The organism is Novosphingobium sp. GV079 (assembly GCF_003058045.1).
GTDB classification, from domain to species: Bacteria; Pseudomonadota; Alphaproteobacteria; order Sphingomonadales; family Sphingomonadaceae; genus Novosphingobium; species Novosphingobium capsulatum.
The window spans coordinates 82345-106434 of record NZ_QBUE01000001.1; the positions used below are offsets into that span (position 1 = coordinate 82345).

Annotated in this window: 18 protein-coding genes; 7 read left to right on the forward strand and 11 right to left on the reverse strand. The window is 66.8% G+C overall.

Features of this window, described 5'->3' with window-relative positions; all coding sequences use genetic code 11:
* Nucleotides 1-14: 14 nt before the first annotated feature.
* A complete protein-coding gene (locus tag C8K14_RS00350) occupies nt 15-1301 on the reverse strand; it encodes a sarcosine oxidase subunit beta family protein (RefSeq protein ID WP_107715247.1) in 1287 nt (428 codons plus the stop codon).
* 158 nt (nt 1302-1459) lie between these two features.
* On the opposite strand from C8K14_RS00350, the gene purU reads away from it, so the two are divergent.
* The gene (gene purU / locus C8K14_RS00355) at nt 1460-2347 is read left to right on the forward strand and encodes a formyltetrahydrofolate deformylase (protein WP_166643320.1); all 888 of its coding nucleotides are present in this window, start codon (nt 1460-1462) and stop codon (nt 2345-2347) included.
* A 99-nt stretch (nt 2348-2446) separates the two neighbouring features.
* Here the strand turns inward: purU and C8K14_RS00360 are convergent, their stop codons facing one another.
* The 3 genes from C8K14_RS00360 to C8K14_RS00370 all read right to left on the reverse strand — a co-directional run bounded on the left by C8K14_RS00360 (nt 2447) and on the right by C8K14_RS00370 (nt 5889).
* Nucleotides 2447-3679 carry an MFS transporter gene (locus C8K14_RS00360; protein WP_369974022.1) on the reverse strand — a complete coding sequence of 411 codons (1233 nt, stop codon included), beginning with the start codon at nt 3677-3679 and terminating at the stop codon, nt 2447-2449.
* Between the two features lie 147 nt (nt 3680-3826).
* Nucleotides 3827-4771, reverse strand: coding sequence for a LysR family transcriptional regulator (locus C8K14_RS00365; RefSeq protein WP_107715248.1), 945 nt, complete (start codon nt 4769-4771; stop codon nt 3827-3829).
* A 41-nt stretch (nt 4772-4812) separates the two neighbouring features.
* A complete protein-coding gene (locus C8K14_RS00370) occupies nt 4813-5889 on the reverse strand; it encodes a class 1 fructose-bisphosphatase (protein ID WP_107715249.1) in 1077 nt (358 codons plus the stop codon).
* A gap of 485 nt (nt 5890-6374) precedes the next feature.
* On the opposite strand from C8K14_RS00370, the gene C8K14_RS00375 reads away from it, so the two are divergent.
* Entirely contained in the window at nt 6375-7547 is a 1173-nt protein-coding gene (locus C8K14_RS00375; protein WP_107715250.1) for an acyltransferase, read from the forward strand.
* Here the strand turns inward: C8K14_RS00375 and C8K14_RS00380 are convergent.
* Both C8K14_RS00380 and C8K14_RS00385 read right to left on the reverse strand, forming a co-directional pair.
* Nucleotides 7544-7804 (reverse strand): substrate-binding domain-containing protein, encoded by a 261-nt coding sequence (locus C8K14_RS00380; protein WP_369974023.1) that lies wholly within the window; start codon nt 7802-7804, stop codon nt 7544-7546. The two genes, C8K14_RS00375 and C8K14_RS00380, sit on opposite strands and share 4 nt — an antisense overlap.
* Before the next feature lie 114 nt (nt 7805-7918).
* Nucleotides 7919-8905, reverse strand: a complete 987-nt coding sequence (locus tag C8K14_RS00385; RefSeq protein ID WP_107715251.1) for a LacI family DNA-binding transcriptional regulator — start codon at nt 8903-8905, stop codon at nt 7919-7921.
* A gap of 162 nt (nt 8906-9067) precedes the next feature.
* On the opposite strand from C8K14_RS00385, the gene ptsP reads away from it, so the two are divergent.
* Genes ptsP through C8K14_RS00405 form a run of 4 tightly spaced genes read left to right on the forward strand, consistent with a single transcriptional unit; the run spans nt 9068 to nt 15714 of the window.
* Nucleotides 9068-11656, forward strand: a complete 2589-nt coding sequence (ptsP, locus tag C8K14_RS00390; protein ID WP_107715252.1) for a phosphoenolpyruvate--protein phosphotransferase — start codon at nt 9068-9070, stop codon at nt 11654-11656.
* The gene (gene pfkB, locus C8K14_RS00395; protein WP_062786473.1) at nt 11656-12606 is read left to right on the forward strand and encodes a 1-phosphofructokinase; all 951 of its coding nucleotides are present in this window, start codon (nt 11656-11658) and stop codon (nt 12604-12606) included. The genes ptsP and pfkB overlap by 1 nt, the downstream gene beginning before the upstream one ends.
* A 42-nt stretch (nt 12607-12648) precedes the next feature.
* A complete protein-coding gene (locus tag C8K14_RS00400; protein ID WP_107715253.1) occupies nt 12649-14280 on the forward strand; it encodes a PTS fructose transporter subunit IIC in 1632 nt (543 codons plus the stop codon).
* A gap of 45 nt (nt 14281-14325) precedes the next feature.
* Nucleotides 14326-15714, forward strand: coding sequence for a carbohydrate porin (locus C8K14_RS00405; RefSeq protein WP_107715254.1), 1389 nt, complete (start codon nt 14326-14328; stop codon nt 15712-15714).
* Nucleotides 15715-15730: 16 nt separating this feature from the next.
* On the opposite strand, the gene C8K14_RS00410 is transcribed toward C8K14_RS00405, so the two are convergent.
* Nucleotides 15731-17089, reverse strand: a complete 1359-nt coding sequence (locus C8K14_RS00410; protein WP_107715255.1) for an amidohydrolase — start codon at nt 17087-17089, stop codon at nt 15731-15733.
* A 173-nt stretch (nt 17090-17262) separates the two neighbouring features.
* Between C8K14_RS00410 and C8K14_RS00415 the strand changes: the two genes are divergently transcribed.
* Nucleotides 17263-18567: an amidohydrolase family protein gene (locus C8K14_RS00415; protein WP_107715256.1), complete on the forward strand. Its 1305-nt coding sequence runs from the start codon at nt 17263-17265 to the stop codon at nt 18565-18567.
* Between the two features lie 65 nt (nt 18568-18632).
* On the opposite strand, the gene C8K14_RS00420 is transcribed toward C8K14_RS00415, so the two are convergent.
* From C8K14_RS00420 to C8K14_RS00435, 4 genes are all read right to left on the reverse strand, one after another.
* Nucleotides 18633-20951 carry a TonB-dependent receptor gene (locus C8K14_RS00420; RefSeq protein ID WP_107715257.1) on the reverse strand — a complete coding sequence of 773 codons (2319 nt, stop codon included), beginning with the start codon at nt 20949-20951 and terminating at the stop codon, nt 18633-18635.
* Nucleotides 20952-21180: 229 nt separating this feature from the next.
* The gene (gene cydX / locus C8K14_RS00425; protein ID WP_022674874.1) at nt 21181-21291 is read right to left on the reverse strand and encodes a cytochrome bd-I oxidase subunit CydX; all 111 of its coding nucleotides are present in this window, start codon (nt 21289-21291) and stop codon (nt 21181-21183) included.
* Between the two features lie 12 nt (nt 21292-21303).
* Nucleotides 21304-22452, reverse strand: a complete 1149-nt coding sequence (gene cydB, locus C8K14_RS00430) for a cytochrome d ubiquinol oxidase subunit II (RefSeq protein ID WP_107715258.1) — start codon at nt 22450-22452, stop codon at nt 21304-21306.
* Nucleotides 22453-22464: 12 nt separating this feature from the next.
* Complete coding sequence (locus tag C8K14_RS00435; protein WP_107715259.1) at nt 22465-24045, reverse strand: cytochrome ubiquinol oxidase subunit I; 1581 nt, start codon at nt 24043-24045, stop codon at nt 22465-22467.
* Nucleotides 24046-24090 lie beyond the last annotated feature (45 nt).

The window sequence follows — 24090 nt, forward strand, 5'->3', positions numbered from 1 at the left end:
GCCTGGTCTCCCCCTTATCTGTGCTGCGGCATCGGGCCAACGCCCGCTTCGTCGATGGTGCGCCCCTGGGCAAAGCGCGCCAGGTCGAACGGCGCGGCAATCGGGTGCGGCTGGCCGGTGGCGAGGTGGTGGGCATAGAGATGCCCCGATCCCGGCGTCGCCTTGAACCCGCCATAGCACCAGCCACCGTTGATATAGAGGTTGCGCAGCGGCAGGTCGCCGATGATCGGCGAGCCGTCAAAGCTCATGTCCGTCACGCCCGACCAGCAGCGCACCATCCGCAACCGGCTGAGCGCGGGCACGAGGGCAATCGCCTGGGCGATCGCATCTTCCAGCCGCACCGGCTGGCCGCGCTGGGCATAGCTGGGAAAGCCATCGGGATCGCCGCCCGCCACGATCCCGCCCTTGTCGGATTGCGAGATATAGCAATGCAGCGATTGCGACATGATCACGGTGTCGATCATCGGCTTGACCGGCTCGGTGACATAGGCCTGCAGTGTGTGGCTTTCGATGGGCAGGCGCAGCCCGGCAAGGCCCGCGACATGGCCGCTGTTGCCCGCCACGCAGATTGCCACCTTGCCCGCCGCAATTCTGCCGCGCGTGGTCTCGATGCCGGTCACGCGGTCGCCCTCGCGAACGAAGCCGGTCACCTCGCAATTCTCGATCACGTCCACGCCCAGGTTGTCGGCCGCGCGGGCATAGCCCCAGGCTACGGCATCGTGCCGCGCAGTGCCGCCGCGATGCTGGATCATCCCCCCCTGAATCGGCCAGCGCGCATGGGGGGAAAAATCGAGCAGCGGCACCAGGCGGCGCACCGCGTCCACGTCCATCAGTTCGGCATCGATGCCCATCGCGCGCAAGCTATCGCCGCGTTCGGCCAGACGCGTCATGTCGGCATCGGAATGGCCCAGGAACAGCGCACCGCGCGGCGAGAACATGACGTTGTAGTTCAGTTCGTCAGACAGGCCTTCCCACAGCGTGAGCGAATGCTCGAGCAGACGCTGCAGCGGGGCCTGGCGATAGTTGGACCGCACGATCGTGGTGTTGCGGCCGGTGTTGCCGCCACCGATCCAGCCCTTTTCCACCACCGCCACATTGCGGATACCGTGCTGGCTCGCCAGGTAATAGGCCGTGGCCAGGCCATGCGCGCCGCCGCCGATGATCACCACGTCATAGCTCGGCCGGGGCTCTGCCGCGCGCCAGGCACGGCCCCAGTGGCGATGGCCGCCCAGCGCGCCACGCAGCAAGGCCAGCGCGGAATAGCGGCCGTGCGGCCAACGGGTTGATCGGGTTCCTGTCACGCCATCATGGGTAAGTGGCGCAGGGCGATCCCGTCGCGTCTAAAAATGTCATCCCCATGGCCGAAAATGTGATTTGCCAAAAACGCCTGACGACCGGTCTTTGCAGGGCGTGAAAGCGCGGGCGGCACGCGGCCAGCCCGCCGGGGGGAATGCAAAGCATGACCGGAATTGTTGATCCGGGGGCGCTGGCCATGCCAGGTCAGGTCCTCTTGCTGCGCTGCGCCGATCAGCGCGGCATCGTCGCGGCGGTGGCCGGCTTCCTGGCGGAACAGGGGGCCACGATCACCGAATCCAATCATTTCAACAACGGCACCAAGGGCCAGTTCGCCATGCGCACGGCGTTTGCCGGCGATGGCGCACCGCTGCCCGATGTGGCCACGCTGCGCCAGCGCTTTGCCCCGATCGCCGATCGCTTTGCCATGGACTGGTCGCTGCACGACATGGCCCAACGCCCGCGCCTGCTGCTGGCGGTATCGAAATTCGGGCACTGCCTGTTCGATCTGCTGCACCGCTGGCGCGCCGGGCTGCTGCCGGTCGATATCGTCGGCGTGGTGTCCAACCATGATGACATGCGCAGCTTTGTCGAGTGGAGCGGCCTGCCCTATCACCACCTGCCGACCAAGCCGGATGGCAAGGCCGCGCAGGAAGCCCGCTTTGCCGCGCTGATCGACGAGACGCAGCCCGATCTGGTGGTGCTGGCGCGCTACATGCAGATTCTCTCGCCGATGCTCTGCGCCAAGGTGGCGGGGCGCTGCATCAACATCCACCACAGCTTTTTGCCCAGCTTCAAGGGCGCCAAACCCTATCACCAGGCGCACGAGCGCGGGGTGAAGATCATCGGCGCCACCGCGCACTATGTCACGACCGACCTGGATGAAGGGCCGATCATCGAACAGGACGTACGCCGCGTCAGCCATGTCCATGCGCCCGACACGCTGGTGGCGCTGGGCCGTGACGTGGAATGCCAGGTGCTGGCCCGCGCGGTGTCGTGGCATATCGAACGGCGCGTGATGGTCGTTGGCAACAAGACCATCGTGTTTGGCTGAACCGCATTATTGTGCAGTGCAGCATTTTACTGGATTTCCCCGGTGAAACCGCAAGGTTTCCCCGGGGAAATCACATATACATCTGTAATTATTATTCTTTTATGCTTCCTGCGGACGCCGCGCCAGCCAGTTGACCAGCCCCGCGCCCAGGCCCAGCGACAGGCCCAGCACGCTCACCCCGGTCCAGGCCGCGCCGTGCCAGGCCAGTGCCGCCAGGGCAGAGCCAGCCGCACCCAGCAGGAACATGCCGCCCATGAACAGCGTGTTGAGCCGCGCGCGGGCGCCCTGGTCCAGCGCATAGACGATATGCTGGTGCGAGATCAGCGCGCTTTGCACCGCGAGGTCGAGCACCACGCAGGCCAGCGCCAGGCCAACCACGCCCGAGAACGTCATGGCGATAATCCAGGCCACCACCATCAGCGCCACGCCCACCACGATCGTGGCATGGGGCCCGCGCCGGTCGGCAACATGCCCGGCCATCGGCGCGGCGAGAATGCCCACGGCGCCGATCACGCCAAACAGCCCGGCCACACCCGCGCCCTGGCCCACTTGCGCCAGGCGCAGGGCGAGAATGCTCCAGAACGCGCTGAACGCAGCAAACAGCAGGCCTTGCGTCAGCGTCGCCAGGCGCAGCGCGCGGTGGCGGCGCCACAGGTGCCACAGCGAGGCAAGGAGCTGGGCATAGCGCGGCCCTTCGCCGTGGTGGTCACCCTTGGCGCGCGAAGTGGGCAGCATCGCCCGCAGGATCGCCGCGGCGATCAGCGCGAGCGGCACGCCTAGCCAGAACATCGCACGCCAGCCGGCATGTTCAGCCACGAACCCGGCCAAGGTGCGGCTGAGCAGGATGCCACAGAGCAACCCGGCCATGACTTTGCCGATCACCGCACCGCTGCGTTCGGCCGGGGCCAGGTGCGCGGCAAAGGGCACGATCTGCTGTGCCACGGTGGCCAGCGCGCCAAGCACGAGCGAGGCACCGAGCAGCAGCGCGGGCGTGGGCGCGACGGCGGCGAGCACCAGCGCAACGGAGAGAAGCAGGAATTGCAGCACGATCAGTCCGCGCCGCTCGACCCGGTCGCCCAATGGCACCAGCAGGAACAGCCCCAGGGCATAGCCCAGCTGGGTGACCGTGGGCACCAGCGCGGTCAGCCCGCTGGGCATGCTGGTCTCGATCAGGCCGAGCATCGGCTGATTGTAATAGATATTGGCGACGGCGAGGCCGGTGGTGGCGGCCATCGCCAGGATCAGGGCATTGCCCAGAACCGGGCGTGGCGTTTGCGCCGATGGCTGAGACGCCTGGCGCGCGGACGCGCCGGCAAGGATGGTGTCCGACATGATCAGGGCTCTCGTGCAGGGGCAGGCCGGGGGGAAACGGTTGCTGCCGGGCTTGGTTGCACCCCCTATGCACCATTGGCCGGCAAATGATAATCTGCCCCAAGTGGCACGCACTATTGCATTTCACGCAATGATGCCGGGCAAAGCTCAGCCCGGCAAGCCACGCTCCCAATAGGGTGGCGTGCCAAAGTTTTCGGCCAGGAAATCGACCAGCAGGCGCACCTTGGCCATGCCGCGCCGATCGGGCAGGTAAAGAGCGTGGATGCCGGGATCGCCCGGCGGCGGCGCCCCGGGGCGGGCAATGTCGCCGTGCCACTCAGCCAGCACCGGGCGCAGCCGCCCCTGCGCCACGTCTTCACCCACCAGCCAGGTGGGCAAGAGCGCGAGTCCCGCCCCGGCCAGTGCGGTTTCGCGGATCGTATCGGCGTGGTTGGTGCGCAGTGGCCCGGCCACGCGCACCCATTCGTGCTGGCCGTCGCGGGTCAGCCGCCAGCGCCGCTCGCCATCGGCAAAGGCAAAGGTCAGGCAGGCGTGATCGGCCAGGTCCTGCGGCACCTGGGGCGTGCCATGCGCGGCAAGATAGGCCGGGCTGGCGCAGACCAGGCGGCGTTGCGGCGCCAGCCGCCGCGCCACCAGGCTGGAGGAATCGAGCGCGCCCAGCCGCACGGCCACGTCTATGCGCTGCGTCGCCAGATCGAGCGGGGTGTCGGTCACCACTACGTCGAGCGTGATATCGGGATGGGCCGCCATGAACGCGGGCAGGATCGGGGTAACATGGAGCCTGGCAAAGCTGACCGGCAGGCTCACCCGCAACAGCCCGCGCGCCGCGCCCGGCCCCTCGCGCACCGTGCGGTTGGCTTCGGCCAGGGTATCGAGGATGGCACGGGCGCGCGGGTAATAGGCCTCGCCCGCCTCGGTCAGGCTGACCTGGCGTGTGGTGCGGGTCAACAGCCGGGTGCCCAGCGCCGCTTCGAGCGCATCGACATGGCGGGTGAACGATGACGTGGCCTGCCCGGCGCGGCGCGCTGCCGGGGCAAAGCCACCCTCGTCCACCACGGCCACAAAGGCCTGCAGCGCGGCGAACATGTCCATGGCCCGGCCCCCGCCGCCGCCGTGCGCGCCAGCCCCGGCGCTTAGCCCTGCGGCTCGCTGGCGGCGGCCACTTCTTCCGGATCGCCCAGGATCACGCCAACGCGTTCGTGCAGGCCAGTGGGCACCAGATCGAGAATGCGCGCATGGCCATTGCTCGATGCGCCGCCGGCCTGCTCGATCAGCATGCTCATCGGGTTGGCTTCATAGAGCAGGCGCAGGCGCGCGCTGCCGCCCTTGCGGTGATCGGCCGGGTAGAGGAAAATCCCGCCGCGCTTGATGATGCGGTGCACGTCGGCCACCATCGAGGCGGGCCAGCGCATGTTGTAATCCACGCCCAGGGGGCCTTCGCTGCCCTGAATGCGCTCTTCGATATAGCGCGCCACGTGCGGCGACCACTGGCGGCGGCGCGCCATGTTGACGGCGAATTCGCGGTTGCCGCGCGGCATCTGCATCGGCCCGTCGGTCATCCGCCACGAACCGATCTCGCGGTCCAGTGTGAATTCATAGACGCCGGTGCCCACGGTCAGCACCAGCAGCGTCTGCGGGCCATAGATGGCATAGCCGGCCGCCACCTGGCTGGTGCCGGGCTGCAGGAAATCGGCCTCGGCCACGTCGCGCCCGGCGCAGGCCTCGGGCGCGCGCAGCACCGAAAAGATCGTGCCGACCGACAGGTTCACGTCGATATTGCTCGACCCGTCGATGGGATCGAACACCAGCAGGTATTCGCCCTTGGGGAAACGGCCCGGAATGGGATGCAGCGATTCCATTTCTTCCGACGCCATCGCGGCCAGTTGCCCGCCCCATTCGTTGGCATCGAGCAGCAGGTCGTTGGCGATCACGTCCAGCTTCTTCTGCACTTCGCCCTGGACGTTTTCACTGCCCAGCGAACCCAGCACATCGCCCAGCGCGCCCTTGGAAATGGCAAAGTTGATTGCCTTGCAGGCGCGCGCCACGGTTTCCAGCAACAGGCGCAACTGCGGCGGACAGGGCGAATCCGGCCGCCGCTGCTGCTCGATCAGAAAGCGGGTGAGCGTGACCGGCTGCCCCGATTGCGGATTGGGCGCGGGCGCCGCAGATGCGGCGGGGGCGCTGTCGATCACGGGGGTCTGGGTGCTCATCGGGCGAATCTCTCCTGCCTGGGCCCGGCCTGGCCGGGCGATACGGCCCTCTCTAGGCCAAGTCTTGTGCAAATGCGAAGACGAAAGGGCATGATTTGCGCCCAGCGGTGCTGCCTGCCCCCTGCGGCGCGTGCGGCCAAGCGCACGTTGCGGGAGACGAAGCGCCGGCAAGGCCGCAAAAACGCATGACCTCGGTATTAAAAAATCGTCATGCACTTGGAATTATGCCGCCCACATCAGCAACATTGCTGAATATTTCCAAAACAACATGAACTTTTTTACAGGTTTCCGCCGCACGTCTTGTGACCGTCATCGGCTTTGACTTATAAAACTGCTATATCGGAATGATTTTAAAAAATAATAATCAGCAATTCTGAACGCCATATCGGCCTTTATTTGCATGCTTTGCAAATGGCCCTGCCGCAATCTCGCCCAACAGGGCCGAGACGCGACTGATCCCTGCCCCCTTTCAGGATCGCTAGACCATGGCACAAGAGCCAATCTCGAACGTCGCCATCAGCAGCAGGCCCTCGCCCCATCGTTTCGAAGCGATCGACAGCCTGCGCGGTTTCGCGGCGCTGTCGGTGGCGCTGCATCACCTGCAAGTGGGCAGCCACATCTATTTCTGGCACTATGTGCGCAATTCATTCCTGTTCGTGGAATTCTTCTTTGTCTTGAGCGGCTTCGTCATCGCCTGCGCCTATCAGCACAAGATCCATAACCAGCAAGACTTCAAGATTTTCGCGATCAAGCGCATTGCGCGGGTCTGGCCACTACATCTCGTCATGCTGGCCGCGTTCCTCTGCGCGGAAACCACGCTCTATATTCTCTCGCACAAGATCGCGCTGCCCCTGGCCCGCCCGCCGTTCAGCGAAAATCGCACACTGTCGGGCGTTCCAGCCAACTTCTTCCTGCTCAACGGCTTCCTGCCGATTCCCGGATCGGAATGGAACGGGCCGAGCTGGAGCATCAGCGTCGAGCTGGTCAGCTATGTCCTGTTCGCGCTGATCCTGCTCCTGGCCAAGCGGCACGTGCGGCTGTGCCAGTTTGCTGCCATCGCGCTTGGGCTTGCCTGGCTGATCCATGCCGATGGCGAACCGGGCTTCTATGCGTTTCTACCGCGCTGCATCTATTCGTTCTTCATCGGCGTGGCGCTGTGGAACTATCGTGGCACGTTCTCACGCATTCCGGCCACGCCGTTCCAGATCGTCGCCATCGCGGCGGCCTTTGCCATGCTCACTTTCGGCGCGGGCTATGGCCTGTTCCTGGTGGGGCCGATCGTGTTCCTGTTCGTGATCGCGGCCGTGTCGTTCGAAGATGGCGCGGTTGCCAAGCTCCTCAAAAAGCCGTTCTGCCTGTTCCTCGGCCGCACCTCCTATTCGATCTACATGGTGCATTTCTTCATCGCCTTCGTCGTCGCCAACGTGCTGAAAGTCGTGGCCAAGCTGCTGCACTCGCCCGCCGTGGTGCCCGGCACTGATCTGGCCACGATCAAGCAATCGCCGTTCATCATGGATGGCGTGACGGTGCTCTACCTCTTCGTCATCGTGACCGTGGCACGCTATGCCTATCGCCTGGTCGAGCGTCCGGGGATGGAACTTGGCGCGCGCCTCGCTAGCCGGGTGCGCCGCCCTTCCCGCGAGGTTGTCGTGGCCTAGCCCCGCGCCACCAACTTGCCCGCCAGCACCACCTTGCGGGTGGGCGCTTGCGGATTGTCCAACCGGTCGAGCAGCATGGTGGTGGCAGTGCGGCCGATTTCCTCCACCGGCTGCTCGATCACGCTGATCCCGCCCGCGCCACTGGCGCCCTGGCCGACGAAATCCATCCAGTCGTTGTTGTCAAATCCGGCCAGCGCCATGTCGTTGGGCACCGACAGGCCCTGCGCGCGCAGGGTGCGCAGCACGTTGAGCAGCATGACCCCGTTGCTCGCCACCACGGCATCGGATCGCCTGGTCGAGCGTCCGGGGATGGAACTTGGCGCGCGCCTAGCCAGCCGCGTGCGCCGCCCTTCCCGCGAGGTTGTCGTGGTCTAACCTCGCGCCACCAACTTGCCCGCGAGCACCACCTTGCGGGTGGGCGCCCGCGGATTGTCCAACCGGTCGAGCAGCATGGTGGTGGCAGTGCGGCCGATTTCCTCCACCGGCTGCTCGATCACGCTGATCCCGCCCGCGCCACTGGCGCCCTGGCCCACGAAATCCATCCAGTCGTTGTTGTCAAACCCGGCCAGCGCCATGTCGTTGGGCACCGACAGGCCCTGCGCGCGCAGGGTGCGCAGCACGTTGAGCAGCATGACCCCGTTGCTCGCCACCACGGCATCGGGACGCTGCGGGCCAGACAGCAGGCCGGCCAGGGCGCGCTCGGCCTCGCCGGCGCTGTGGGGCACGGCGATCGCCTGCGTCTCCAGCCCAAGCGCCTTGGCCGCGCGCTCGAACCCGGCGCGGCGTTCCAGGCCGGTCGTGCTCATCGCGCCGAACAGGCCGGCGATGCGGCGATGGCCCTGGGCGTGGAGATGCTCCACCAGCACGGCCGCCATGCGTTCGTTGTCGAGCAGCACGCAATCGAGATCGGCGCCGGGAATGGCGCGGTCGATCAGGACCACCGGGCGCTCTCCCCCCGGCCATTCGGTGCGCGCCACGCGCTGGCGCGAAGGCGCCAGGATCACGCCGGCGGCGCGTTCCTGGTGCATGAGGTCAAGGTACATCGCCTCTTTCGCGGGGTCTTCATCGGTGTTGCACAAGATCACCTGCATGCCGCGCGCCGCCGCCACGGTTTCCACGCTGCGCGACACGGCGGTGAAAAACGGGTTGCGGATATCAGCGACGATCAGGCCGATCACGTTGGAATGCCGCGAACGCAGCCGCCGCGCCGCCAGGTTGGGACGATAGCCGGTGCTTTTCACTGCATCGAGCACGCGCGCCTGCATGGCGGCATCCACCGCCTTGCCCGCCAGCACCCGCGAAACCGTGGCGGCCGAAACGCCGGCCACCCGCGCCACATCCTTGATCCCCACCGCCATCAGAAAACGTTCTCTCCAAACCCCCGGCCTTGCAGCCTGTTTTCGCGGCAAGCATGGCCCCAATCCGGCCATTTACGCAAGCCTCTTGACAAAATTCATGAGAAAACGTTTTCTCAATGCACAGCGGCGGCCCAAGCTCGCCGACCAATGGCCCCAGGAGAGATGCGCGAAATGCAGCCCAACCCCGCGATTTTGCCCGAAGATGCGCCACATGGCGCAGCCGCTGGCGATGCCGTTCTGGTGCGCATCGCCGCCACGGCCACGAGCAAGGAAGACGCGATTCGCCAGGCCGGGCAGATGCTGGTGGCGGCCGGATGCGTGGCGCCGGGCTATGAAGACAGCATGGTCCGCCGCGAGGACGTGGCCAACACGTTCCTGGGCGCAGGCGTGGCGATCCCGCATGGCCTGGGCGAAGACAAGGGCCTGGTGCGGCGCGATGGCATCGCCGTGCTGCAACTGCGCGACGGGGTGGAATGGAACCCCGGGCAAACCGCGCAGCTGGTGGTGGGCATTGCCGCCAGTTCCGATAGCCACATCGCCATCCTGCGCCGGCTGACGCGCCTGATCCAGGACGAGGTGCGCCTGGCCGCGCTGATCGCCAGCGATGATCCCCATGCCATTGCCCGCGCCCTGGGCGAAGATGGCGCAGCCCCGACATCCGCAGCGCCAGTGGCCGATCTGGCCCACAGCGCGCAGTGGACGGTGGACTATCCCGCAGGCCTCCACGCCCGCCCCGCTTCTGCCTGGATGGATGCGGCACGCGCCGCGCCCGCCGCGCTGCGCGTCCGCCACGGCAATGACAGCGCCGATCCCAAAAGCCTGGTGTCCCTGCTGCAACTCGGCCTCAAGCAGGGTGACACGATCACCGTGTCGGCCGATGGCCCGCAGGGCCGCGCCGCGGTGGACCAGTTCCTGGCCGTGGCCCGCCGCCTGACCGCGCGGGAAAAGGAAGACGCGGCCCGTGCCGCCGCCAAGGTCGCTGCCGCTGCCGCGCAGAATGGCGGCAAGGGCTGGCAACCGGAAACGCCGCTGGCCATGCTGGCGGGCGTGGCGGCCAGCCCGGGCCTGGCGATCGGCCGCGTCCATGTAGTTGCCGCCGCCGAACTCACGGTGCCGGACGAACCAGTGGATCTGGGCCGAGGCGGCGCCATGCTGGACGAGGCACTGCGCCGCACCCGCGCGCAGATGACCGCGCTGATCGACGATACCACGCGCCGCCTGGGCGCGGGCGATGCGGCGATCTTCAAGGCGCAGGCCGACCTGCTCGATGATACCGACCTGATCACGCTGACCTGCCAGCTCATGGTCGAGGGCCATGGCGTGGCGTGGTCGTGGCACCAGGCTGTCAGCCGCATTGCCGGGCAGCTTTCCGCGCTGGGCAATCCTGTGCTCGCCGCGCGCGCGGCAGACCTGCACGATGTGGGCCGCCGCGTGCTGGCCGCGATCGATCCGGCGCTGGCGGCGGGATCGCTCGAAACCCTGCCCGATGGCCCAGATGCGGCGCCGTGCGTGCTGCTGGCGGGCGATCTTTCGCCGTCCGACACCGCCACGCTCGATCCCGCCAAAGTGGCGGGCATCGCCACGGCGCTGGGCGGGCCCACCTCGCACAGCGCGATCCTGGCGCGCACCCTGGGGCTGCCTTCGGTCGTGGCGCTGGGCAATGACCTGCTGGCGCTGGGCGCCGGGGCCACGGTGATCGTCGATGGCGATGCTGGCCGCGTGTGGCTCGATCCCACGCCGGCAGACATCGCCAGCGCGCAAGGGTGGATCGATCGCATCGCCGCGCGCCGCCGCGCCCAAGAGGCCGAGCGCAGCCGCCCGGCGATCACCACCGATGGGCATCAGGTGGCCATCGCCGCCAACGTCAACCGCCCGGATTCGGTGGCCTTTGCCCTGGCCGAAGGCGCCGAGGGCGTCGGCCTGATGCGCACCGAGTTCCTGTTCCTGGAGCGCGGCGACACGCCGAGCGAGGACGAACAGGAAGCGATCTATCGCGCGATGATCACTGCGCTGGGTGACGGGCCGGACGGCCACCGCCCGCTGATCGTGCGCGCGCTGGATATCGGCGGGGACAAGCAGGTGCCGCATCTGGACCTGCCGACCGAGGAAAACCCGTTCCTGGGCGTGCGCGGCGCGCGGTTGCTGCTGCGCCGGCCCGACCTGCTCGATCCGCAGCTGCGCGCGCTCTACCGCGCCGCCAAGCAGGGCGGCGATCTGTCGATCATGTTCCCGATGATCACCTCAACCTGGGAATTGCAGCGGCTTCGCGCCCGCTGCGAGGAAATCCGCGCTGAGCTGGATGCGCCTGCCGTGCCGATCGGCATCATGATCGAAGTGCCGGCCGCCGCCGTCCAGGCTGCGGCGCTCGCCGAACATGCCGATTTCTTTTCGATCGGCACCAATGACCTCACGCAATATACCCTGGCGATCGACCGCCAGAACCCCGATCTGGCTGCAGAGGCAGACAGCCTGCACCCCGCCGTCCTGCGCCTGATCGCCCTGACGGTGGAAGGCGCTGCCACCCACGGCCGCTGGGTGGGCGTGTGCGGCGGTCTTGCCGGCGATCCGTTCGGCGCGGCGCTGCTCACCGGCCTGGGGGTAAGCGAACTGTCGATGACCCCGCGCGACATTCCCGCCGTGAAGGCGCGGCTGCGCGGCGCCAGCCTGGCTGATCTGCAAGACCTGGCGCGCCGCGCCCTGGCCCAACCCGGCGCCGCGCAAGTGCGCGCGCTCGATGCAGGAGCGGCCTGATGCGCGTTCATACCCTCACGCTCAATCCCGCGATCGACGAGACGATCACGCTCGATCGCCTGGTGCCCGGCCAGGTCCACCGCGCCCGTGGCGTGCGCCAGAACGCCGGGGGCAAGGGCATCAACGTGGCCAGCTGCCTGGCCGATTGGCGTACCCCGGTTTCCGCCCATGGCCTGCTCGGCCGCGACAATGCCGCCCCGTTCGAGGCGCTGTTTGCCGCCAAGCCGATCACCGATGCCATGGTGCGGGTGGATGGCGCCACGCGCGTCAACCTCAAGCTGGTCGATGCTGACGATACCACCGACATCAATCTCGATGGCCTGGCGGTGACCGATGAAACCCTTGCCACCGTGCTCGACGGGCTGACGGCCATGGCCGCGCCGGGTGACATGGTGGTTCTGGCGGGCAGCCTTCCCCCCGGCTGTCCGCCAGCCTGCTATGCCACGCTGGTGGCGCGGCTGCGTGGGCAGGGCGTGCACGTGCTGCTCGATGCCAGTGGTGATCCGCTGGCGCGCGCGCTGGCCGCGCCGGTGCTGCCACACGTGATCAAGCCGAACCGCGATGAACTGGCCGCCTGGGCCGGAGAGGCGCTGCCCGATTGCACTGCCGTGCTCGCTGCGGCGCGGGCGCTGCATGCGCGCGGGGTGGAACAGGTGGTGGTGTCGATGGGCAGCCAGGGCGCACTGTTCGTGACCGGCGATGGCGCGGTCCATGCCCAGCTTGCCCTGCCCCCGCTCGGCCCGCTGGGCGTGGCCAGCACGGTGGGTGCGGGCGATGCCATGGTGGCAGGCCTCGCCGCCGCGCATGTCGCCGGGCTGGGCCTGGCGGAAACCGCGCGGCTCGCCACCGCCTTTGCCGTGGCCAAGCTCGGCATGGCCGGGCCGAACCTGCCGGAAAAGGCCAGCGTCATGGCGCTGGCGCAAGACGTGATCATCGGCCCGCGTCCGTAACGCGCGGCTACAACAGAAATGACCTTGGGATTGGGTTTGACCATGAAACATCATGTGCTGATCGCCGCGCCGGGGCGCGATGTGGAAGCGGTGCTCGCCGCCGAGGCGCTGCGTAAGGCCGCGCGCGAGGCCGGGCTCGACGTCGAGGTGCAGCTTGCCCTCGACGATGCCGCGCCGCTGGCCGATCCGTCCGCGCGGGTGGTCCCGGTCGATGCCGTGCTGGCCGATCCCGCCGCTGTGCTGGCTGGCCTGGCCGCCGCTCCGGCCGCTGAAGCCACCCCAACGCGCATCGTCGCCATCACCTCGTGCCCCACGGGCATCGCCCACACTTTCATGGCGGCCGAAGGGCTGCAACAGGGCGCTGCTGAACTGGGCCATGCCATCCGCGTGGAAACGCAAGGCTCGGTAGGCGCCGGCACCCCGCTCACCGCGCAGGAAATTGCCGAGGCCGACGTGGTGATCATCGCCGCTGACCGCGAAGTCGATCGCGCCCGCTTTGCCGGCAAGCGCGTGTTTGCCAGCAATACCAAGCCGGCCATCACCGGCGGCGCCGCGCTGATCACCCGCGCCCTGGCCGAAGCAAGCGTGCAGGCAGGCGGTGAAGAAACCGCGGCGCCGGCCAAAGCCGAGCGCACCGGCCCCTACAAGCACCTGATGACCGGGGTATCGTTCATGCTGCCGTTCGTGGTGGCGGGCGGCCTGCTGATCGCGCTGGCCTTTGCCCTGGGCGGCATTCACGCCAACGACGATGCCGCCGCCGGCACCCTGGCGCACACCCTGTTCGAGATCGGCGCCAAGGGCGGCTTTGCCCTGATCGTGCCGGCACTCGCGGGCTATATCGCCTATTCCATTGCCGATCGGCCGGGCATTGCCCCGGGCATGATCGGCGGCATGATCGCGGCCAGCCAGGGCGCGGGCTTTCTCGGCGGGATCGTCGCGGGCTTCATCGCCGGCTATGGCGTGGACGCGCTGAACCGCGCGATCCGCCTGCCCCGCAACCTGGCGGGCTTGAAGCCGATGCTGATCCTGCCGCTGCTCGGCACGCTGCTGACCGGGTTGCTGATGGTCTATGCCGTGGGCACGCCGGTGGCGGCGGTGCTCTCGTTCCTGACCGAATGGCTGCGCGGCATGCAGGGATCGAGCGCCATTGCGCTGGGCCTGATCCTGGGCGCGATGATGGCCTTCGACATGGGCGGCCCGGTCAACAAGGCGAGCTATGCCTTTTCGGTCGGCCTCATCGCCAGCCAGGTCTATACCCCCATGGCTGCAACGATGGCCGCCGGGATGACCCCGCCGCTCGGCATCGCGCTGGCCACGGTCCTGTTCCGCAACCGCTTTTCGGCAGAGGAACGCGATGGCGCCGGGGCCACGGCGGTGCTTGGCCTGGCGTTCATCACCGAAGGGGCGATCCCCTTTGCCGCGCGCGATCCCCTGCGCATGATCCCGGCCTTCGTTGCCGGGTCGGCCCTGGCCGGGGCGATTTCGATGGCGATGGGCGTGGAATTGCGCGTGCCGCACGGCGGCGTGTTCGTGCTGCCGATCCCCGGCGCGGTGACCCACCTTGGCGCCTATGCCGTGGCGATCGCCGCCGGCACGCTCACCACCGCGCTGCTCGCCGGGCTGCTGCGCCGCCCGCTTGCCCAAGAAACCACGGCGCTGCCCGCCACCGCCTGAACCCTTTCACATGCGGCCAGCCCCCGGCCGCAAGGAGCAAAACCCATGTTCGCCCTGCCCCATGGTGCCTGCCGCGCAGGCGCCCTTGCCCTCGTGCTGCCTGCTCTCCTCGCCTCTGCCGCCCCGGCGCTGGCCGATGATGCCGCTCCCCCGCCCCCGCCAACGCTTCCAGCGACGCTTCCGGCAACCGGGCAGGCGCCCGCCGCGCGCCAACCACTGCAACCGCTGGCCGACCAGGGCGTGACGCTGCAATGGAGCTATACCGGAGAAGCCGCCGGCAACGTGACCGGCGGCCTGGCGCGCAAGAGCGCCTATACCGGCCAGGTCTATGTGGGTGCCGATCTCGACATGGATCGCATCGCCGGGATCAGTGGCGCCACGATCCACTTTGCCGTGACCAACCGCCACGGCAAGAGCCTGTCGGGCATTGCGCTGGGCAACAATACCTCGGTCCAGGAAGTGTGGGGCACGCAGAACACCCACCTGGCGATCCTGACCTGGGAGCAGAAGCTGCTCAACGATCGCCTGGTGATCGAGGCCGGGCGCAGCCAGGCCAACATCCACTTCCTCAATTCGCCGCTCTATTGCCTGTTCCAGACCAATTCGACCTGCGGCAACCCCACCTTCGTGTTCAAGAACAGCAACTTCACCTATTTCCCGGCGTCAAGCTGGATGGCCCAGGCCAAGCTGTGGGTGGCACCGCGCTGGTTCGCCCATGCCGGGGTCTATGAAGTAAACCCCGATCGCAAGCGCTGGAACGATGATGGCTTCAACTTCTCCTCGGCCAACCGCACGGGGGTGATCGTGCCGTGGGAACTAGGCTATGCCGATGACAAGGGCGAGACCCGCCTGCCCGGCCACTATATTCTGGGCGGCTGGTTCGACCGCGCCGACTATGCCGATCCGCTGCGCGACGATGCCGGCGGCATCGCCATTCTCACCGGGCGCCCGGCACGCACGCTGCACGGGCGCAGCGGGATCTATGCCCGCTTTGACCAGCAGTTGACCCGGCCCGATCCGCAAAGCCGGCGCGGCCTTTCGATCTTTGGCGTGGCGATGACCAACCTGTCGGGCCAGGTGGAGGAAAGCCGCTATCTCGATTTCGGGATCGTCCAGACCGGCACGTTCAAGGGGCGCGACACCGATACGCTGGGCTTTGTCATCAATGACCAGCGCTTTTCCGACCTGGCGATGGCGCGCATGCGCGCCGCGCGCCTGGCCGCCGGCGGCGAAGACAACGTGCACCGCCACGAGGTGATGATGGAACTGGCCTATGGCGCCGATGTGGTGCCGGGCCTGCGCATTTCGCCCAACGTGCAATATGTGCTGCACCCCGATAACACCGGGGCGCCGTTCAACCCCACCAACACCCGCGATGCGCTGGTGTTCGGTTTCAAGTTCACGCTCGACGGCCCGACCTTCTTCGGGCGCTGACGTGCAGTGGCGGGGATCAGTTCCCCGCCACGCCCAGCACCGCCAGGGTCAGCGTTTCCACCCCGGCGCGGATCGTTGGTTCGGGTTGCGGGGCAAAGAATGGCGAATGGTTGACCGGCACCGGCTTGCCCTCGGCCTTGAGCCGCGCCAGCATCGCCGGATCGCTGCCGCCCAGGCCAAAGAACACCGACTTGGCCACCCCGGCGTTGACGTATTCGGAATAGTCCTCGCTCGCTGTGCCGCCAGGCATCATCGCCGGCACCAGCGCCACCTGGGCATCGCCCAGCGCGGTTTTGAGGATACCGGCCAATTGCCCGGCCAGTGCGGGATCGTTGACTACCGATGCCGTCGCCTCGGTATGGTCAACCCCCGGTTCGGGCGCGCGGGCCATGCTCGCCACGGCGCGCGCGGTGATGCTCACCCCATCGAGCAGCAGCTTGCGCACATCGGGATCGTAGGATCGCAGCGTCAGCTTGAGCACGGCGGTATCGGGAATGATATTGGGCACGAAACCGGCATTGAACGCGCCCACGGTAATCACGCCGAACTTCTGCGGGTCTTTCTGCCGGCTGATCACGGTCTGCACATCATCGACAAAGTGCGCGCCCATCACGATCGGATCGATGCTCTTGTCCGGCATCGAGCCATGCGCGCCCTGGCCATGGAAGGTGACGATCACGGAGTCCGAGGCAGAGCTGACCGCGCCCTGCTTGACCGTCACATGCCCGGCCACATCCGGGCCGACATGGGCGGCAAAGGCATAGTCGGGCTTGGGAAAGCGGGTGAACAGGCCATCGGCCAGCATCGCCTTGGCGCCGCCGGCCTTTTCCTCGGCCGGCTGGCCGATGAACACCAGCGTGCCGTGCCACTTGTCCTTGAGCGCCAGCAATGTCTGCGCCGTACCCACCCACCAGGCCATGTGGCTGTCATGGCCGCAGGCGTGGTCGGTGGGGGTAAGCTTGCCATCGATGGTCTGCTGATAATGGCTGGCATAGGGCAGCCCGGTCTTTTCCTCCAGCGGCAGCGCGTCCAGCTCGGTTCGCACCAGCACCACCGGGCCATCGCCATTGCGATAGACCGCCACGATCCCGGTCTGGCCGACATGCTCGGTCACGGTAAAGCCCAGCGCCCGCATCCGCGCCGCCAGCAAGGCGGCGGTGCGGGTTTCCTGAAAGCCGACTTCGGGATGCTGGTGGATGTCCTTGTACAGCGCATCGAGCGAGGGATAGATTTTTGCGAGCTGCGCATCGATCGCCGCGCGCGCCGCCACCGGATCGAGCGGCGCGGCCTGGGCCACCTGCGGCACGGCGGCCAGCACCAGTGCCAGGCCGGTGGCCCGTGCCAGGCGGCGGCGAAGAATGCGGTTCAAAGCCATCACGGTTCCTTTTGCTGACAGGCCGAACCCGACGCTTGCAGCGCCAGTCTTGCCCGATCGTGCCCTCTTTGCCCCATCAGCTTGCCAAACGGCGCCCCGCTTGGCTAGCGTGACAGGCAGGGCTGTGCCGCAAGCACAACAACCAAGCCATTCATTTCAGGGGAGCTTAGCCAATGAAGAAGACCTTGCTGGCCGGTGTCGCGCTGGCATTCACGCTGGCCAGCAGCCCCGCCATGGCGCGCGACTATGTCATTCATGCCGGGCACCTGATCGATGGCATCAACCCTGGCGAACGCAGCCAGGTCTCGATCGTGGTGCACGATGACCAGATCACCGCGGTGCAGGATGGCTTTGTTTCCCCGGCCGGGGCCGAGGTGATCGACCTGTCGCAAGGCACGGTCATGCCCGGCCTGATCGATGCGCACGTACACCTCACGTCCGATCTCACCAAGGGCAACGCCCTGCTGCAAAGCGTGACGCACAGCGGTTATGACGAAACGCTCGATGGCGTGGGCAATGCCCGCCTCACCCTGCTGGCCGGGTTCACCTCGGTGCGCGATGTGGGCGGGGATACCGCCGTGGTCGTGGCGCTCAAGCGCGCGCAGAAGGCGGGCACGATCCCCGGCCCGCGCATGTGGGTTTCGGGCAGCATCCTGGGCCCCACCGGTGGCCATGCCGATCCGGCCAATGGCTTTGACGCGGCGCTGACCAAGCCCGGCTGGCAGGACGGCATTGTCGACGGGCCGGACGAGGCGGTGAAGAAAGTGCGCGAGCATTTCCGCGACGGCGTCGACCTGATCAAGATCGTGCCTTCGGGCGGCGTCGCCAGCGTGGGCGACGATCCCCAGGCCCAGCTGATGACCGACGCCGAAATCAAGGCCGTGGTCGATACCGCCCACACCCTGCACCTGCGCGTGGCAGCCCATGCCCATGGCGCCCAGGCGATCGATCATGCCAGCGCGATCGGCGTCGATTCGATCGAGCATGGCAGCTATGCCACCCCGACCAGCTATGCGATCATGAAGCAACATGGGACCTATCTGGTGCCCACGCTGATCGCCGGGGCCACGGTGGTGGAAATGGCGCAGAAGCATCCCGAGCTGCTTGGCCCGTCGATGGCGGAAAAGGCGCTGGCGGTGGGGCCGATCATGGCCAAGAACCTCTATGCCGCGTGGAAATCGGGCGTGAAGATCGCGTTCGGCACCGATGCCGGCGTCTATCACCATGGCCAGAACGGGCACGAGTTCGAACTGATGGTCAAGGCCGGGATGCCCGTGGCCGACGTGCTGCGCAGCTCGTTCGTGGGCGCGGCCAACCTGATCGGGGAAAGCCGCATCGGCGCGATCCGCCCGGGCGCCTTTGCCGATATCGTCGCCACCGACAAGGACCCCATGACCGATATCACCGAACTGCAGCGCGTGCGCTTTGTCATGCAGGGCGGCCGCGTGGTGAAGGATCACGGCGAGCCGCGCATCTGATCGCCATGACAAAAAGGGGGGATGGGGCTGCCCGGCCCCATCCCCCCCTTTTGCAGGTGCTGAACTCAGAAGTTGAGCGTGGCCGTGGCAAAGACCTGGCGCGGATTGCCCCAGTAGGTGGTCAGCACGCCTTCCTTGCCCAGCGTCGGGATCAGGTTGCCCGCCGGGGTATAGGTCAGCGCCCCGGTGGTGGGATTGCCGGCAACATAGGTATAGCCCGAGGTCTTGTAGCGCTTGTCGAGGATGTTCTTGCCATAGACGCCAAAGGTCCACCGCCCGCCCGGCGCGCGGTAGAACACGCTGGCGTCGAACAGGGCATAGCCGGGCTGGTCGAGATAGGGGTTGGGCACTTCGAACTGATAGGTCTTGCTCTTCCACGACACACCGCCGGTCACGTCGACCGCACCCGTGCCCACCGGAATGGAATAGCTGGCCGAGGCGCTGCCGGTCCACGCCGGGGTATTCTGCACCTTGCGATAGGCAGCCACGTCGGTCGGCTGGCCGGCAATCAGCGTGATGTATTTCAGGTACTTGGCATCGATATAGCCAAGTGAGCCATTGAGCGTGAAGCCGCCCAGCTTGAGCCGCCCTTCGGCTTCCACGCCCTGCATCCGCGCCTTGCCGGCGTTGGACACCACCCCGCAGAAGCTGGGCAGCCCGCCCACCGTGCAGGCCACCGAGCCGGGGATCTGCACATCGGTATAGTCCATGCGGAACGCAGCGAGGTTGAGCGACAGGCGCCGGTCGAACAGCCGGGTCTTGACCCCCAGTTCATAGCTGTTGACCTTTTCCGGGCGGAAGCTGAGGAATTCGCCCTGGGTCATCCCCGGCGGCGCATTGACGCCCACCCCGCGCGGATCGAACCCGCCGCCCTTGAAGCCCTGGCTGAAGCTGGCATAGACGGTGTTGTCGGTGTTCGGCTTCCAGTTGAGCGACACGCGCGGCGTGAACTTCTTGTAGTCCGCGCTGCCCAGGAAATTGGTGCTGGGCGCGCCAAACGCCACGCCGGCTCCGCCAAACACCGGCGAGCCGCCACCCAGGTAGTTCTGCCGCAGGATCTGGGCATAGCGCTTGTCCCAGGTATAGCGCCCGCCCGCTTCCAGGCTGAGGTGATCGCTGAAATCATAGCTGAGGTTCGCAAACGCGGCCGAGGTATCGGTGCGGATATTGGCGCCGGTGAACGCCGCCAGCCCCGGCACGGTGGTGAACAGCCGCACGTCAAACTGCGTCAGCGCCGTGGCATAGAGATAGTAATAGCCCAGCAGCGCGTTGAACTTGCCCGAGTTGTAGAGCAGCTGGATTTCCTGGCTCCACTGCTTGTTGCGGTAATAGGCCGGCACGTCGACGTCTTGCGAGGCGGTGGCATCGAAATCGATCGGCGAGGCGCTGTCATCCTTGCGGAACGCGGTGATCGACCGCAGCGTCAGGTGGTCGGTCGGCTTGGCTTCCATGAACAGCGACCAGCCCCAGGCCTTGACGTCCTGCTTGGGGCTGTTGAGCCCGGCCTGGGTGTCGAACACGTTGGCCAGCACCGGCGCACCGGTCAGCTGGCCGGGAATTTCGCGGTGGCCGCCACGCGGGTTGGACATATCGTGGGTATAATCGCCGGTGAGCCGCGCGAAGAAATCGGTGCCGTGCACTTCCACCGTGCCACGGCCGGCCCAGATATCCTTGTTGTAGTTCGAAAGCCCCGTGGTCAGGTTGCGGCCAAAGCCGCCGCGCGTCAGCCGCGCCACGGTGCCGCTGGCGCGCAGCACGCCATCGCTGGTCAGCGGCGAGCTGACCGTGGCGACGCCATCGGCCTGGTCATAGCTGCCATAGGTGCCGCGCAGACGCAGGTGAAAGGCATCGTCGATCTTGCGCGTGACATACTTGATCGCGCCGCCGATGGTGTTGCGGCCATAGAGCGTGCCCTGCGGCCCGCGCAGCACTTCCACCCGCTCCACGTCATAGATATCGAGCACGGCGGCCTGCGGGCGGTTGAGATAGACATCGTCGAGATAGATGCCCACGCCCTGTTCGAAACCGGACACCGGGTCTTGCTGCCCCACCCCGCGAATGAAGGCCGACAGCGTCGAGTTGGTCCCGCGCGAAGGCTCCAGCGTCACGTTGGGCACTTCGTCGGCCAGCGCGGTGATGTCTCCGGCGCCCTTGGCCTGCAGTTCATCGCCGGAAAACGCGGTGATGGCGATCGGCACGGAATTGAGCGTTTCACTGCGGCGGCGGGCAGTGACGATGATCTCGCCGTCGCTGGCGGCGCCAGCCTGCGCGGCCGCGTCGCTGGTGTCCTGCGCCAGGGCCGGGGCCGGCAGCGCGCCCAGCGCCACGCCGGCAAACAGAATGGCGGAAATCGAACGAATGCGGGTGCTGGCGGTCAGGGCCATGGTCCTCTCCTTGGCGCGACGGTCTTGCCTTGCCGTCGCTTGGTGAGGGCACAATACTGAAAGGTGAACCGACTTTCAACTTTGAATCCGCAAGCACCGCATCATATCGCAAAGATCTGTTGCCAAGTTGCTGCACCTGCAACGAAAAACGGCGCCAGGCCAAGGCCGGGCGCCGCGTTTTCAGGTCTCTGTCACCACGCGCAACCGCGCGGCGCATCAGGCTTTACGGTCAAATCGCGGGGTCATCGTCGATCGGCGAATTGAATTCGTGCCACAGCCCGTTGATGATGCCAAAGCCCACGGCCAGGCCCAGACCGAGCACCCAGGTGAAATACCACATGGCGACGTCCTTTCAGTAAAAATCAGGATTGGAGCGCACATCGCGCAGGGTGATGCGCCCGCTCAGCAGGGTCATGACCCAGGCGGTATAGGCCAGCACGATCGGCAGGAACACGATGGTGCACACCAGCATGATGAACAGCGTGAGATGGCTGGACGAGGCATTCCACACCGTCAGGCTGGAGCGCGGATCGATCGAGGACGGCAGGATATAGGGAAACATCGAGCAGCCCACGGTGGCGATGATGCCGGTGGTGGCCATGGCGGTGCCCACCAAGTTCACCCCGCCGCGCCGCGTGGCCATGCCCCACAGCGCCACGATCGGCCCGGCCAGGCCGAGCAGCGGCGCGGCGATCATCCAGGGGTGCGCACCATAGTTGGCCAGCCAGGCGCCGGGCGTGGCCACGCTGGCGGACAGCAGCGGGTTCGAAGGCCCCTGCGGATCGACCGTGCCGGCCAGGGCCATGCCCATGTGCCCCTTGGCCACCATCACTCCGCCGATCACGAACAGCGCGATGCTGGCAATCGCCGCGACGCGGGCAATGGCGCGGGCGCGGTTCAGCACTGGCCCTTCCTCGATCTTGATCGCCAGCCAGCCCGCGCCATGCAGCGCCAGCATGGTGACTGACAGCAACCCGGTCAGCAGCGTGAACGGAGTGAACAGGCCGAGCAGGCTGCCTTCATAGGTCATGCGCAGATCGCTATCGAGGCGGAATGGCGCGCCGGCCAGAACATTGCCCACGGCCACGCCAAAGACCAGCGCGGGCACGAAGCCACCGACGAACAGCGCCCAGTCCCACCGCGTGCGCCAGGCCGGATCGGGCTTTTTCGAACGATACTTGAACGCCACCGGCCGCAGGATCAGCGCCGCCAGCACCAGGAACATCGCCAGGTAGAACCCGGAAAAGCTGACGGCATAGACGAACGGCCAGGCGGCAAAGATCGCCCCACCGCCCAGGATCAGCCACACCTGGTGGCCTTCCCAATGCGGCGCCACGGCGTTGATCACCAGGCGGCGTTCGGCATCGCTGCGCCCCACGAACGGCAGCAGCGCCGCCACGCCCAGGTCATAGCCATCGGTCAGGGCAAAGCCGATCAGCAGCACGCCCAACAGCGCCCACCAGATGACCCGCAGGGTTTCGTAATCGAGGGGAATATGCATGGCCCTTGCCCCTTATTCTGCCGGCAGCGGGGCAAAGCCCGCGTCCAGGGGTTGCGTTGCGTCTTGATCGTCGGTGTCGTGGTGTTCGATCGGCCCCTTGCGGATCTGCGCCAGCATCAGCCGCACCTCGATCACGGCAAGCCCGCCATAAAGCGCGGTAAAGCCCACGATCGTGGCCCAGACCTGCGGGACGGTGAGCGAGGAGGCGCCCAGGAACGTGGGCAGCACGCCATCGACGGCCCAGGGTTGGCGGCCGATCTCGGCCAGCACCCAGCCCGCCTCGATCGCCAGCCATGGCAGCGGGATCGCCACCACCGCCAGTTTCAGGAACCAGCGCCGGCGGAACCGGCAGGTGGAGGCGCACCAGAATGCCGCACCGAACAAGGCGATGAAGCCAAAGCCGAGCGCCGCCATGCCGCGAAACAGGAAGAACATCACCGGCACGTTGGGCACGGTGTCCCACGCGGCCTTGAGGATCAGCTTGTCATCGGCGCGGCGTGGATCGGCGACATAGCGCTTGAGCAGCATGGCAAAGCCGATATCCTGCTTGTGCGCCTCGAACGCGGCGCGGGCGGCAAGGTCGGTGCGGTTGACCTTGAGCCGCTCCACCGCGTCATAGGCGATCAGCCCGCTGTGGATGCGCCCGTCGGCACGCAGCACCAGTTCCTCGATCCCGTCGATCTTGCCGGTCAGGCTGCGCGTGCCGATCAGGCCCATGACATAGGGCACCTTGACCGCAAAATGCGTGGTGCGCGCCGCCACGTCGGGCAGACCGACCAGCGTGATCGCGGCCGGCGCCGGTTCGGTTTCCCACATCGCCTCGATCGCGGCGAGCTTCATCTTCTGGTTGTCGGTCAGGGTATAGCCGCTTTCATCGCCGAGCACGACGACCGAGAGCGAGGACGCCAGGCCAAACGCGGCTGCCACCATCATCGAACGGCGCGCCACGTTGGTCCACTTGCCCTTGAGCAGGTAGAACGCCGAAACCCCCATCACGAACGTGGCCGCGCAGACATAGCCGGCGCTGACCGTGTGCACGAACTTGGCCTGGGCCACCGGGTTGAACAGCACGGCGGAAAAGTCGGTCACTTCCATGCGCATGGTTTCGGGGTTGAACGTGGCCCCCACCGGGTTCTGCATCCAGCCATTGGCGATCAGGATCCACAGCGCCGAAAGATTGGTGCCCAGCGCCACCATGAACGTGACCGCCAGATGCTGGCGCCGGCTGAGGCGGTCCCAGCCGAAGAACATCACCCCCACCATGGTCGCTTCGAGGAAGAAGGCCATCAGCCCTTCGATCGCCAGCGGCGCGCCGAAGATATCGCCGACATAGTGGGCATAATAGGCCCAGTTGGTGCCGAACTCGAATTCCATGGTCAGGCCGGTGGCCACGCCCAGGACAAAGTTGATGCCGAACAGCTTGCCCCAGAAGCGCGTGATGATGCGCCAGATCGGCCGCTTGGTGATCACATAGATGCTCTCCATGATCACCAGCATGAACGACAGGCCAAGCGTCAATGGCACGAACAGGAAATGGTACATGGCCGTCAGCGCGAACTGAAGGCGGGATAATTCGATGACTGCCATGTCCATGGCCGCGTTCCCTCTGCTATGGCTCCCCGTCGGGCCCTGCCGATC